Source organism: Flexivirga sp. YIM B11880 (assembly GCF_058148645.1).
In genome coordinates, this window is sequence record NZ_JBMAMH010000003.1 from 1 (window position 1) to 13,012 (window position 13,012).

Genomic DNA, 13,012 nt, shown 5'->3' on the forward strand with positions numbered 1-13,012 from the left:
GAGGACCGGCAACGTGGCCGCGAGCTCATGGAGAAGCTGATCACCGACCTCAGCGCCGGCGTCCCCAAGGTGCTCACCGAGCTCACCACCCTGGGCCGGACCCTGAAGAAGCGAGCCGCTGACATGCTCGCCTACTTCGAACGACCCGGCACCAGCAACGGGCCGACCGAGGCGCTCAACGGACGGCTCGAACACCTGCGCGGCTCCGCACTCGGGTTCCGCAACCTGACCAACTACATCGCCCGAAGCCTGCTCGAGACCGGCGGCTTCAGACCCCAACTCCTACACCCCCGATTGGGATGAGCCCCTTTGATGTGCGGCGGCTCGGCGACGGTGGTCACTTCAGTGACTTTCGTGGTTGGCACGACCACTCACCTCGTGCCGCGGTCGAGTCGCTCCGAGACTGGGTCTACTCGTCGGACTCGAACCACGAGTTCGCGCTAGCAACATCTGCGAGGGTGCTCTGCGCTCGAAGTATTCGATTCTCGACATGCTCCACCGCCCGATGCACGAGGTCGGACGGCCAGTCGGCGGGAGCACTCAGGACTTCTTCCGGCAGTTTGCCCGTCATCGCCCCGATCTTGACGTCGCTCGCCCAACCGCCCGGCGGAAACCCAGACCGATGTCCCTTGAAGGTGGCAAATGGAATTTTCTTATCCCGTCCTAGCACGCGGGCCAGCTCACGTAGATCGCCGAATCCGGAGCCGACCAGCTCTCCGAACGTTCCGCTCAGGCGCCTGTCGATTTGCTCGACGCCGCCTTCGTTGGCCATCACTCGCAGTAACCAGAGGCTCCGTGCCGAGAACGTCACCTGTTTCAGGCGCAGTGCCTCGTTCAGCACAAGTGGCCGGCTCTGGGCGAGCTTGCGGAAGTGCCGCAGTGACTCCCTAATTGCCGTGAAATGCTTTGGCGGCAACGTGTTCACAACGCTGTCGACTTCAGACGCAAGGTCGATGACTAGCTGCGAGTAGGCGCACGTGGTCACGCTGAACAGCCACTCTGCCTTGGCGACATCGGTAGTCGCCACGGCGAGTCGCGTACGCCACCAGTCGGCGTTCCTCCGGTTCGCGCGAGCCTCGGTTTCGATGGTAAGCCTTGCGGATAGCGAGGGTTGTTGTCCCCGAACCGTGGTGCTCAACGTGCCGATATCCAAGTCGGTGGGAAGGCACGCGACTGCTTGGAACAGCACCCAACCGTCGCCCCATGCCTTAGCAATCTCGATCAACCGCTCCTGCCAGACCGAGGGGGCTGCATCTGCCCCCGGGCGAGTCGCGAGGTTGGCCGTCGCGACCACGACCGCAGGAAGCACCTTGGCCGGGGAATTGCCCCGCCGGCGATTGCGAGGGGTGCTGGTCTGATTGCGTGCTGGCACGCGCATCAACGCCACGGAGGCGCCGAGGAGAAGCTGACCAGCGGGAGTTGATCGGGTAGCTCCGTGTATCACTTCCACGACACCCGCGTTGATCTCGTCGTGAACCAACCTCAAGATGGTGCTGCTTGATCCGTCGTAACCACTGGCGAGGAGTCGACCAGTTATCCAGTGTGTCGTCGACGTCGACGCGATGGTGACGAGAAGGTCGGCTAAGTCAGACTCTCGCTTCCGGGTGAGGTCGGCGAGGATGCCCAAGTCTGTCGCAACGGTGAACCACTCCCACGTCTGGTCGAACTCGCCCCACCACCAGTCCGCCAAGTCGTGGTCTGAGTCGGCATGCCGCTTCAAGGTGGTAAGCAGCGCCGTCCGCACGTTCTCGTCCGCCTCCTCGGCCAGCCTCCGCTTGACGTGGTCAACCACCTGCCCACGGCCAGCGCCTGTCGACAGCAACAGTGCCGATCCGGCCGAAACGTCCAACAGGCCGTCTTCGGCGAGTACTACACCCGGACCGTCCAGGACGAAGTCCACGACCGCCTGAAGCACAACGTCCTTCTGGCGCTCATAGGCGCGATCGTTCAGGAACTGAGTTGCAGTTGAGCGCAACATCGGGTGCATGCCCAGATCTGATTCCTTGCTCAGATCTTGGAGCAGATGGCGAATGTCTCGCACTTCGGCTGGCGAGTATTTGCCGACGTAGAACCTGCATACATTGGACCAGTACGGACGTCGGAGCATGGCTGTGAAGTATTCGTCGCGACGGTCCCGTTTGCCCTCGTCGAAGATGTAGGCGGCAGCGAAGTACTCGCGTAACGACTGAACATCGAACTGGAACAGGTCCTTCTCTCGCTCGACCAAGCAGAGTACCCGCGAGGTGAAAGCGGTGAAGATCTGGTCAGCTAGCTTCTGATCGTTCTGGTTGCCGGCCAAGTGCCGCCGTAGAACCTTCTGCAGTTCCGAGCGGTGGATCGACCCAGAGCTCTTCCCTTGCTCTGTCTGAGTCTGGATATACCAGCCCAGGTAGGCGAGGCACGCCTCGATCACTTCCCGCTCGGTGGCGAGTAGTGGCTCCTTGTCCTCGTTTTGTTCTCGATCCAAGAAGGTCTTCAGATATTCGCTATACAGTTCCGTTCGCCGCTGAGGGAGCAACCCGCGACGGTGCAGCAGATGGAGCAGGATTGCGAGCTGCATTGGATACGAGGCGAGTTCGCGGACGTGGGGCACATTCTCGTTTTCAATGAATGTACGCTCCAGTTTTCCTGCTGCTTCGTCGGTCAACGAAGCCACCGATGCCCAACGGCGCAGGTACAAAAGACGGAGGCCGTGGGTGAGACGTCGCAAGTTGAAACGCGGGAAGGCAGTAGACGACCAAAGGGCAGAGGTCGTGGCCCCGGGGCGGGTTGCTACCAAGATCACCAGGTCCGCTGAGTCGGTCGAGACTCGCCCCTCGAAGTCCACAATTTCGTTGCTGACCTGCTCGCGGTGCTTCAGGTTGGCAACCTCGTCTAGCCCGTCGAGCGCAACGATTACTGGCTGCGTCGCGATCAGTACAGCGACGTCTGTGGCCTTGAACTCCTGACCGGTGACGCGCACAACCTCGGAGGCGACGTACTGCTCCAGCAGGGGCCACTGCGGCGCCTCCTTGGGGGTCTTGCGACCCTTGCGCGACCCAGTGTGGGCCTTGGCCTTTTTCTTGTCATGGCCGATGTGGCGGGTCGCCCAACGGGCGTAGTCTCGGAGATCAAGTCGGATCGGCCAGCGCACTACTTCGGACAGGCTCGCGAGCGACTGCGCCTCGCCCGTGTACTCGGCCTTGCCCAGTTGCCGGGCTCGATGGAACTGGCAGATGTACTGAAGCAGGGTGGACTTGCCCTGCCCCGGCCCGCCTATTAGAAGCGCGTTGCCCTCCCAATCAGGGTGCAAGAGCGCCTGCGCAGAACCGGTCACAACCTGACCCTCGGAAGACTCCAACGCCTCTGGTTCCGGTGGATGCCCTTCGGCGATCTCTTGCATGACCTCAGCGATGGCAACGTCCGTCCGGCAAGCGAAGGGAACGTCAACGAACATCGAGTCGACGCTGGGGCCCCTCAGGTCGACCTGCTCGAAGAGCACGTGGTCGTCCTTGTTGTACTGCTGCCCGACGTAGGCACGGAAAGTTTTTTCAATATCCTCCCGACGTGCCTGTTGCTTCTCGTGCTTGGCTCGCATCTGCAAGAGCCCCTCAACCGTGTGACCCGCACCGTCGTTGGCGTCGATCATGGTGTGATGGGTTGGGCAGAGCAATATCAAGTTCTCGTAGCTGTTCAGCTTGGACTCGTCGTACGCAGGATCGTGCCGAGGGCCGTCGGCCTTGGGCGACCGAATGTGAGCTTGTTCCCCAACGATCGTCACGTAGCCGGCGCCCGTGGTGGCATCCACGGAGTCCTCAGTGAGCAACTGAGTACACGAAGGGAAGGCACAGCAGTTGTGTGCACGAGTCCATAACGCCTTGACGTTCGGCATCGTGATCGACATGTGGCACCTTCGACTCAGTGGACTGCGGACTTCAGATTCTTCCAGAGCGCGCGGACAGTCTCGACGCCTGACAAGCCAGACGGGAACGATGCATGCGGCTGTCACACCTGAGTCGCACCACCGAGGTGTGCCATGCGGGCCTCCGGCCCACAATCGGAACCTCAGTAGACGGAGGATCGACGATGACTCAGCTCAGGCAGCCCAGCACCGGCAGCAGCAGGTGGGTCTCCAAGCAAAAGGCCAACGGATCGCGGCAGCCAAGTTCTACGTCGCTGCCAGCAAGAAGACCGGCTTAAGGGTTCCCGACTCGGTCAAGCAGCTTGCTGACCGAGCCTGCTAGGACTCCCTGGTGACCGCCGGACCAGTTGCGCGGACGGGCTACAGGTCCTGACCGTCCCGCTGTTCGCCTTCGGCGCTGTTGGCTTTCTCCCGATGCGCACACCACGAATAGCTCCGACCTACGGTTACGTCCATGACCGGAATGTCCACGAGGGCCGAAGGGATCGCAGCACACTTGGTCGGCTCCGCGACGGGAGCCATGATCGTTCCATACGACACGGACGGTAGGCAATCCGCTGTGGACTTCCTCCTCGAATGGCCCGACGGCCGCACCGAGGCACTCGAGATAACACGGGTCACAGAGCCGGAGTCGATCGTCTGGCAGGGGATGGCCATGCGCGAAAGCTGGCGTTGGCCGGCAGCGACGTCGTGGGACTTCCGCCCGGCCGAGGTCAGCTTCCCCTACAAGCACACCCGCCGTGCCGTGCTGAAGGCGGTTGAGCTCTGCGACGAGTGGTCAGTGGATGACCCTGCGGACCTGCCGTCCGCGGTCGTGCAGGCCGAGCCGGATATCGCCGTGTATCTCGCCGAGGGCGTGGGGAGTCTTTGCCGTGCGGCCTCCGGGACCGGAGTGAATCTCTACCCCAAGTACCCACGCCGAGTTCGTCGAGGCCGCACCGCACGACTTCTCCCGGTTGGTGGAAACCGGGCTCAAGCAGCCCCCTTGGACGCCCATTTTGACAAGCTCATCCAAGTCCCGCCTGGTCGCGAGAAGCACCTGTTTCTCGTGCCGACTGACGACGTCCTACCTGCGCGCTTCTTCACCGATGACTTTGAGGCTCCCGTTACGTCGCCTCAGGGATTCGAGGCGCTTGATGGCCTGTGGGTGTGGTCGAATTTCTGGCACCGATATCTCGTCTTCCGCGACCAGACCTGGTCGTGGGTGACTTTTCCAGCCCGACAATGAGCACCGTCTTTTCGCCCGGCCGACTCGGGGAGCCCACTTGACGCGAGGCGCCCCGTGAGATCAGGGCCAGCGACCACACCGCGGATCGCGATGCTACGGACGCGCCTTCATGGTCTGTGAACTCCAGAGGACCCGGTCGTCGACCGGTCGCTGTCATACGTCGCTCTTACCCTTGGGCCATGGACGTCCCGTACATCGAGACCGTGATCGTGCAGAAGGAAGAAGACATGAAGCCGTGGTGCTCTTCCAGTGGTGAGAACGTCGGTCGGATGATCCCCATGACCGGAGACGACTGGTGGATTGAGTGCCCGACGTGTGGCAGACGGTGGGCCGGCGGCAGCACTGTCCTCAGCGACCACGACCGGTTCCGGCCGCCGGTCGGGGTCGGTCGATAACGCACCACCTGAAGATCACAATCGCCCTAGTTCTCTGCCCATGACGGTCTTACTCCGCGATTGTTGCGGCTCCTCGCCACGGAGCTGACCAACACCCCGTTGCGGCAGATCGACGCACCGTTCGACGATCGCGGCGTGCGGTTCGGTCCGCCGCAGCCGAGCGAAACCAACGAAAGCCAGCGACGCGAGCGGCTGCGTCGCTATCGAGTGACTCTCAACTTGGACGACCCGGCGGACGCGATGAAGTTGACCGCATCGCTCGGTAACGTTCTGCAGCAGATCATGCGTGACGCTGGATCGGGGTGGGCCGCCACTGACGAGAGCCTGCAGGACAAGTGGGTCCAGATTCTGTTCGAGGACGGCTTCGACGTCGACAAGACCACCGGTTCCGTGCGGATCCGGTTCGCCACCGGAGCCGGAATAACCGAGCACGCGCTCAATGCCCTCCCCGATCCGCAGGCAATCCATGATCATCTACGGCGGCTGAGCGACAGTGTCGATACCGACCCCCGGCTTGCGGTGAGCACGGCAAAAGCCTTGATCGAGTCGACTGCCAAGTGTGTCCTCACCGCGCGCGGGCAGACCTATACCCGCGCCGCGAAGGTGCCGGCGCTTGTCAGCGCCGCGCAGGAGTCGCTCGGGCTGTGCCGCCGGCGCCGTGGCCCGATCTGCATGACCCGCAGCGATCCCTTGGCCGGCGGACGAGACAGCGAGTATCAACTTCGCCGATCGGCGACCGCAGACCACTCGTTCTTGTTCGGCGAGCCGCGGTGAGGCCGCGCGCCGCCGTTATCTGCGGGGGGGCGCGAGGGTGGGTACATCGCCCGGGGTCGCCGGCCGGCGCCGACTTGCGCACCGGCTGCCGGTGGCCTCTCGTGCCGCGGCGGCTGCACCAGTACCGTGCTGCCGGCCGGCGAGCTCCCGCACGGCGTGCTGGATGCTGGCGACGTCCGGGGCGCACTGCAGCGCTGCGGCTACTGCGACGACCACCTCGGATCCCTGGCTGGGCAGTCGGCTCAGCCGTCGCAGCGTCGGCCGAAGTTGCGTGGCGTCGGCGGCCGCGGCCGTCACAGCCTGGCCGATCGAGGCGAGAGTGGACCTGACCTTCTCCTCGGTGGTCGGCGCCGGTGGCCCAGGTTCGGGAAGGTGGGTCCGGATGAAGAACTGCGGCCGCAGCTGATCGAGGCGCACCTTCATGAATCGCTCGCCAGAGAGGTAGACCGCGTCCTCGTGAGCGAGCTCTACCGGGACGCGCACCTCCACCGCGGTCGTCCCGTACCCGTTGTCGCCGGCGGCGATCCCGTGCCGGCGTGTGGAGAAGAACGCGTAGGGCATGTCGACTGGCGCGGACGACTCCATCCGCCACGAGGTCAGGATCGCGCGGGCCGCCTCCTCACTGGTGTGGTGGTAGAGGGTGAGCCAGTGTTCACCGGCGCCGTCCGGGTTCATCGGGTGGCGACCGGCGCGGCCAGCACGACCAGGTTGTCCAGGTGCGCGTAGCCCCCTTGCTTCGGGACCAGGCCGATGTTGCCGGTGCAGGTGACCAGCGCGAGTCGCCGCGGGCCGGTGGAACTCCAGACCGAGGCGGGCAACTTTCCCTTGGGGTAGATGTTGGCCGATTGCACCCTCCATGCCTGCACGGTGCCGGCACCGTTGGCGGTGTAGACGACGGCGCCGGGTTTGATGTTCGGCAGCCGATAGAAGGACCCGGGCACGTTGTTGAAGGTGACGTGGCCGGCGATGACGACCGTCCCGGCTGGCGCGCCCAGCGGCGGTGTCCAGTCCATCCAGCCGACACGGCCCGGGGTGGAGGGTATGGCGGCCAGGCCGCCCGACTGGCCTTCGGCAACGATGGCGACCCTTGTGCTCACTGACGGGATCCACACCTGGTTCGGGGCCATTGCCGCCGCCGGCGGCGACCCCTTGCTCGGCGAGCTCCGTTGCTGCGGCGCTGTCGACGAGGTTGCCGCGCTGGCGGCGGCCTGCGTGGTGGACGGTTTCCCGGCGGCCGGTGTCTGCCCGGACGAATGCCGCCGGGGTGCGTTCGCACTGCTCGTGCTGGTTGCCGTGCCCTGGGGGCTCAAGGAGCGGCTGGCGGCCGAACTCGACCGCCCGATGGTTGGCGCGGGCTGGCTGTCGGCGGTTTGGAATGACGACGCCACCGGTGCCGCGAGAGCAGGTGGTCCCGCCCGGCTGGTCAACATCAGCCCGGCTGCGGCCACGGCCATGGTCATCATGCCGGCGGCTACCAGTGCCAACGGTGAGCGTAGGGGCTTGCTCTCTTTCATCGCTCGACGACCCTTTCGACTTCGGCCCAGATCAGGCGGAGCCCGTGTGTTTCGTGTGCCTCGGCAGAGATTCCCAGCTGAGCGAGTGGCCTCAGGATTCCCGCTCGTTGAAGCGATGCTGTTCGATGAGGTCATCGAGGGCGTCGCGCTGTTCGGGAGTCAACTTCATCCGGTACCGCGAATAGCGATCGGCGTCTCGCCCGGTGACAGGTGAGCCGTGGCGGTCGAGAGTGCAGCCGTCGACGATGAGTAAGTGACCGATCAGCCCCAGGCCGGCCAGCGCGGGGCTCCACAGGACGAGCCACCATGACCATGCGGTCACCGCTGTCGCCACCACGAGCGCGCCGAGCACAATCTCCAGGGCGACGAATGCGCGTCGCATCCTTCTGTCCGCCGATGGCTCGACGCAGGGCACCTGGTTGCTCACGGTGGTCGTCCTCACCGGTTGCGGCGACGGAGCGTGCGAGCCAGTGCGCCGCCCGTCAGCAACGCGAACACGCCGAAGCTGGCGCCCGCGGCCATGCCGACGCCGTTCACGCCGCGCGTCGCCTGGTCGGTCGGAATGACCGGCTGGGTGCTGCTGGTCGTGGGTGCCGGGGTCGAGCTGGAGCTCGGAGTCGGGGTCGCTGTGGGGGTCGGCTTAGCGGAGACCGCCATCGAGCCCCACTCGTGCGGGTCGCCGAGCTCGGTGGCGATAAGGGGCGTCTCGGCCGACGGCGCTTGTCCGTTGCTCATCGGCATGACGTGAACGCCGTTCGCGAACACCTTCTCGTCGATCGACCCACACCATGCGCCGGCCGGTATGTCCTTGCTGAGGGAGAGGGACACCTTGATGTCGGCGTTGGCAGGCTGCCCTGTCACCTTCGCCGTCGCGACCACCTTGGACGTGCCGTCCTTGACCGCGGCCGCCCACTGGCTCGCCCCGAACTGCGCGCAGGATCCCAGGTCGGCCGGTTTCGGTGCAATGAGAGCCCGGGCGGTGACGTCGACGGTGGACGCGTTGAGGCCTTCGGTGGTGAGGACGTCGACGATCTTCGCTCCGGCGGTCCATTCCTGGGTGGACACCACGGTGGAGGCCTTCGGCGTGGTGACCTTGAGCTTCACGGTGGGGGATGTCCCGGCCGCCGTCCCGGTAGGTGCTGCTCCGATCACGCGCTGCTCGCCGGCGTGCGGTGAGTCGTATTCGTAGTAGGCGGACGCCGGCACTCCGGTGAAGGCCCCGCTGATGGTGACGGGATCTCCGTTCTTTGCCTGCGGGGTGCCAACCCACGGCAGCACGTTGGCGGCCGACTTGGTCTGGCCGAAGACGGTCTGGTTGACCCCGGTGCGCGCGGCTGCTGAACCCACGTGCTTCAGGCCGAGGGTGAACTGTGCGTTGCCGGTGATGCGTGCCTTGAACGTCACCCCGGGAACGAGTGCGCCGCCGGCGGCGGCCAGGCCCAGCGAGGCTGTTCCGGAGCGGACGGCCCCGGATGCGTCCGGGGTGCCCAACGTGTTGGTGACGACCGGCTTGTAGGAACCGGAGAATGCCGTGGCCTCGGCGTTGAGTTGCCGCACGCGGGCCTTGATCGCCGCCTGGTCGCCGGGCCTGAGCGTCGCAAATGCCTTCTGGTCGAACGACCATCCAGGATCGAGCAATTGGCGGGAGATGTAGGACAGTGCCCCGATGGTGACCCGGTCGGTGCTGTTCAGGTAGCGCGACAGCAGCCCCGCCAGCCGCACTTGGGAGGCGCGGCTGATCGGTTTGGAGGGGGACGACGACGGCGCTAGCAGCTCCCCGTCGATGCACAGCACGAGCATGCCTCCGTAGTTCATCCGCCCGAACCAGATGCTGTGGGATCCGCCCTTGGGCGAGCGAACGGTCTGGGTCTTGTAACCGAAGTAGGCGGGTGTCGCCGGCGCGAGCATGCGGGCCTGTGCAGCACTCGGACCGCGCAACGCGCCAACGTGCTGGCTGCCAGACCCTCCGGTGTCGGCACGAGCTGCGGCCGTCGGGCCGGCGCACACGACGGTGGCGAGGCCGGCCGCGGTCAGTAGTCGAGCCCAAGTAGATGTCTTCAACGCGCCCTCCTGGATATCCGGGTCCGTGGGTCGGTCCCTGACTGCCCGAAGGGAGCTCCGGCGGCCACACGCTCACTGGCGGCCGCCGTATTTGCGGAGACGTGCGGGCAGGACCGGGCGGGGGCGTCGCGTCCGTCCAGGGGAAGACGAGTCGCGCACCACCAGGGGTGTGGTGTCGCTCGACCGCCCGGTCCTGCCCTTTGAGCTTGGTGGCCTTGCCGGCGCCGGCGCAAGCCGAACCGCCTGGCTCGAGCACTCAGTCGCGCCGCTTGCGGCGCGGGTTGTTCAGCAGCCGCCCCGGCGCCGGCGGAAGGTCACGTCCCAAACGTTGCTCGGCCGCGTCAGCAGCGGCTCTGGCTGCTTCACGGCAGAACTGGGACACGCTCACCATCTGCCCCAAGTCGCGGCGATCACGCACGATCGCACCGTCGATCCGGTCAAGCAGATCCGTGCGCAGTGTGTGCATCCGGCTGAAGCCCTGCCCCGTCCCCCGAGCGGGGTCCGGGTGCCGCCGACGAATCTGGTCTCTCGATGCGGGCGAAAGGTCGGAGTACACCCCCAGGCAGCGGTGCAGCCACCACAAGAACGCCGTCGGCGACGACTCCAGCGTGTCCAGGTCGGCCATGTACGCCGCCCGGGCCCGATCCCAGGTGGGGCGATCCCAGTACACGGTCGTGGGCACGAGCTCTAGGTCCTCGGCCAAACCCCTCCCTTTCGCCTAACACCCTCCTGGTGCATCGCCGGGTGGGCGTGTGCTGCCTTGACGGTACGTCGTCGCCGCCAGCGACATCGACCGGGCGCGCCGACGATCCCGTGCACAGGCTGCTCACCCGGGCGCGGATATCCACAGTGCCCAAACCGACGACCCGCAGCAGCGCCGATCCGACGAGGATACAGGTATCCACTTTTTCTACTTTACGGAGGTTCGCATGAGCACCAAAACCACCACCGAAGAAGCTGCTGCTGCCGCTCGCCCGGCGGGGGCGTCGGCAACCACTCCCACGACCGTCGACATCGACCCGCACATGGTGAAGATCGGCGCGAATGTGCGCGCGGACGTCAAACTCACCAAGGACTTCGTTGCCAGCATCCGAGAGCGTGGCGTCATCGTTCCAGTGGTCGGCTACTTCGACGAAGACGGCGAGTACGTCGTGGTCGACGGACAACTGCGAACCCTGGCCGCGATCGAGGCCAAGACGCCGACGATCCCCGCTTACGCGGCCCACCGACGCGAGGACGCAGACCGGATCATCGACCAGATGTCGGCCAACTATCACCGCACGGACATGACTGCCGCTGATCGCGCCAAGGGGTTCGAGCAGCTCGCCGGGTTCGGCCTGTCCCCGGCGCAGATCGCCAAGAAGACCGGCTACAAGCGCCCCGAGATTGACGCCGGTCTCAAGGTCGCCGACTCCGAGCTGGCCACCAAGGCGGCGGCACGCTGGGACTTCCTCACCTTGGAGCAGGCCGCAGGGTTGGCGGAGTTCGAGCAGGACAAGGACGCGCTCAAAGCCCTGACCGTTGCCGCCGAAGAAGGCACCGGTTTCGAGCACGAATTGCAGCGCCAACGTGACAAGCGCACCGAACGGGCGGCCATCGCCGCCCTGGCCGAGCAGCTAAGGGCCGAAGGCGTGACTGTGATCGAGCCCCCAGCGTGGGACGACAAGACGATCCAGCGACTCACCCGGCTCGCTGACGGCAAAGGCAAGCAGCTCACCGCTGAGGCGCACCGTGACTGCCCTGGGCACGCCGCCTACGTCGAGTACGGCTGGCAGTGGGGCGCGTCCAGCGGGGACACCGACGACGGTGACGAGCGCGGCGCGTACGTGACGAGCGCAACCTATGTCTGCACCGCCGCGAAGGCCAACGGTCATGCCGACCGCTTCGGCAGCAGCAGCAGCGCGAGCGACAAGAAGAAGCTCGCGGACATGACCGACAAGGAGCGTGAAGCGGCCCGCGCGCAACGCCGGGATGTCATCGAGTCGAACAAAGCGTGGAAGTCGGCGCAGACCGTCCGCGCCGCGTGGGTGAGCAAGTTCCTCGCGCGCAAGACGGCACCGAAGGGCAGTGCAGTGTTCGTCGCCGCCACCCTCGCCGATCACGCCAGTGCGCTGACCGACTACCGCACACCCGGCAAGGTGGACGAACTCATGCACGGGGGCAAGACGCGCATGCGCAGCGACCGCGCCAAGTTGGAGGAGAACATCACCGACGGCCGCGCGCTGATGATCGCAGTCGGACATTGCTGCGCGGCATACGAGGCGCAGATGAGCGAGCACACCTGGCGCAGCGTCCAATCCGGGCCTGCCCGATACCTGGCGTTCTTGGCGGCGAACGGCTACGAGTTGGCCGCCGTCGAGAAGCGCGCCGCCGGCCTCGACAAGCCCACCGCCAAGAAGCGGGCCAGGCCCGCACGTAAGACCGCCGCCCCGACAGCATCCGGCACCCCCGCCGCCTGACAACGACCAAGGATCACGCCGAGGTGGCGCGGAGCGCAACGCCGCGCCGCCTCGGCACTTCCGAAGGAGGTACCTGAGGTACCCACCCATGGACCAACCGTTCACCTTGCCGCCCAGGCCGCCCCGATCACTGACCCCGGTCGAAACGGCCAAGCTGATCAGGCGCGCCCTGCGCGCTGCACACCCGCACACCAGGTTCCACCTGGTCTGTGATCGTGGCACCGGCTACGGCTACATGAGCCTGCAATGGGTCGCCGGGCCGTCCACCACCGCCGTCAGAGCAACCGTTGAGCCCTTCCTCAGCGAGATAGCCAGCGATGAGCCCGACGACACCATGCGACGCCTACCCGTGCCCTACACGTGCAAGGGAATCGCCCTGATCCGACTTGAGAAGGAGCTCAACTCATGACCGCACCCGACCTCACCGCGCACCCCGACGGCATCCTCGTCCTCGGCGAATCCGTGATGTTTCACGACGGCGCCGGCACGCTCATCACCGCAGCAGTGGACCGCCACACCCCACCGGCTCACGTCGTGCTCCGGATCGAGGGAGACCAGCTGACCGTCACCCCGCGCACCGCCCGCGCCCTCAGCGCAGCCCTCACCGGAATCGCTAACACCGCCGAGATCGTCGCCTGCCTGCGCACCTGAGCCTCCAGCGCGCACACCTACGCGGCAGG

General features: G+C 65.8%; 12 protein-coding genes. 6 read left to right on the forward strand and 6 right to left on the reverse strand.

Annotation, left to right across the window (positions count from 1 at the left end):
* A partial coding sequence (locus ACN8HC_RS06090; RefSeq protein WP_490073995.1) for a transposase occupies nt 1-303 on the forward strand: 303 nt, incomplete at its 5' end.
* A gap of 106 nt (nt 304-409) precedes the next feature.
* Here ACN8HC_RS06090 and ACN8HC_RS06095 read toward each other — a convergent pair.
* On the reverse strand, nt 410-3,883 hold the full coding sequence (locus tag ACN8HC_RS06095) for an HNH endonuclease (RefSeq protein ID WP_490073996.1): 3,474 nt from the start codon (nt 3,881-3,883) through the stop codon (nt 410-412).
* Nucleotides 3,884-4,460: 577 nt separating this feature from the next.
* Between ACN8HC_RS06095 and ACN8HC_RS06100 the strand changes: the two genes are divergently transcribed.
* Both ACN8HC_RS06100 and ACN8HC_RS06105 read left to right on the forward strand, forming a co-directional pair.
* On the forward strand, nt 4,461-5,129 hold the full coding sequence (locus ACN8HC_RS06100) for a hypothetical protein (RefSeq protein WP_490073997.1): 669 nt from the start codon (nt 4,461-4,463) through the stop codon (nt 5,127-5,129).
* A gap of 494 nt (nt 5,130-5,623) precedes the next feature.
* Nucleotides 5,624-6,298, forward strand: coding sequence for an abortive infection family protein (locus ACN8HC_RS06105; RefSeq protein ID WP_188835784.1), 675 nt, complete (start codon nt 5,624-5,626; stop codon nt 6,296-6,298).
* Nucleotides 6,299-6,313: 15 nt separating this feature from the next.
* Here ACN8HC_RS06105 and ACN8HC_RS06110 read toward each other — a convergent pair whose 3' ends face one another.
* From ACN8HC_RS06110 to ACN8HC_RS06130, 5 genes are all read right to left on the reverse strand, one after another.
* Nucleotides 6,314-6,973, reverse strand: a complete 660-nt coding sequence (locus ACN8HC_RS06110) for a hypothetical protein (RefSeq protein WP_188835783.1) — start codon at nt 6,971-6,973, stop codon at nt 6,314-6,316.
* A complete protein-coding gene (locus ACN8HC_RS06115) occupies nt 6,970-7,395 on the reverse strand; it encodes a class F sortase (protein ID WP_490073998.1) in 426 nt (141 codons plus the stop codon). Before ACN8HC_RS06115 ends, ACN8HC_RS06110 begins: the two co-directional genes overlap by 4 nt.
* Before the next feature lie 508 nt (nt 7,396-7,903).
* Nucleotides 7,904-8,239, reverse strand: coding sequence for a hypothetical protein (locus ACN8HC_RS06120; RefSeq protein ID WP_188835781.1), 336 nt, complete (start codon nt 8,237-8,239; stop codon nt 7,904-7,906).
* Between the two features lie 11 nt (nt 8,240-8,250).
* Entirely contained in the window at nt 8,251-9,873 is a 1,623-nt protein-coding gene (locus ACN8HC_RS06125; protein ID WP_188835780.1) for a hypothetical protein, read from the reverse strand.
* A 256-nt stretch (nt 9,874-10,129) separates the two neighbouring features.
* On the reverse strand, nt 10,130-10,555 hold the full coding sequence (locus ACN8HC_RS06130; RefSeq protein WP_490073999.1) for a hypothetical protein: 426 nt from the start codon (nt 10,553-10,555) through the stop codon (nt 10,130-10,132).
* Nucleotides 10,556-10,802: 247 nt separating this feature from the next.
* Between ACN8HC_RS06130 and ACN8HC_RS06135 the strand changes: the two genes are divergently transcribed.
* The 3 genes from ACN8HC_RS06135 to ACN8HC_RS06145 all read left to right on the forward strand — a co-directional run bounded on the left by ACN8HC_RS06135 (nt 10,803) and on the right by ACN8HC_RS06145 (nt 12,983).
* The gene (locus tag ACN8HC_RS06135) at nt 10,803-12,332 is read left to right on the forward strand and encodes a ParB/RepB/Spo0J family partition protein (protein ID WP_188835778.1); all 1,530 of its coding nucleotides are present in this window, start codon (nt 10,803-10,805) and stop codon (nt 12,330-12,332) included.
* Nucleotides 12,333-12,420: 88 nt separating this feature from the next.
* On the forward strand, nt 12,421-12,741 hold the full coding sequence (locus tag ACN8HC_RS06140; RefSeq protein ID WP_188835777.1) for an LPD29 domain-containing protein: 321 nt from the start codon (nt 12,421-12,423) through the stop codon (nt 12,739-12,741).
* Complete coding sequence (locus ACN8HC_RS06145; RefSeq protein WP_188835776.1) at nt 12,738-12,983, forward strand: hypothetical protein; 246 nt, start codon at nt 12,738-12,740, stop codon at nt 12,981-12,983. Before ACN8HC_RS06140 ends, ACN8HC_RS06145 begins: the two co-directional genes overlap by 4 nt.
* Nucleotides 12,984-13,012: the final 29 nt, after the last annotated feature.

What these genes read in the sequence shown, in the direction of transcription:
- ACN8HC_RS06145 (WP_188835776.1), top strand. Translation starts at nt 12,738, where the DNA reads ATGACCGCACCCGACCTCACCGCGCACCCCGACGGCATCCTCGTCCTC.
- ACN8HC_RS06140 (WP_188835777.1), top strand. Translation starts at nt 12,421, where the DNA reads ATGGACCAACCGTTCACCTTGCCGCCCAGGCCGCCCCGATCACTGACC.
- ACN8HC_RS06095 (WP_490073996.1), bottom strand. Translation starts at nt 3,883, where the DNA reads ATGTCGATCACGATGCCGAACGTCAAGGCGTTATGGACTCGTGCACAC.
- ACN8HC_RS06135 (WP_188835778.1), top strand. Translation starts at nt 10,803, where the DNA reads ATGAGCACCAAAACCACCACCGAAGAAGCTGCTGCTGCCGCTCGCCCG.
- ACN8HC_RS06110 (WP_188835783.1), bottom strand. Translation starts at nt 6,973, where the DNA reads ATGAACCCGGACGGCGCCGGTGAACACTGGCTCACCCTCTACCACCAC.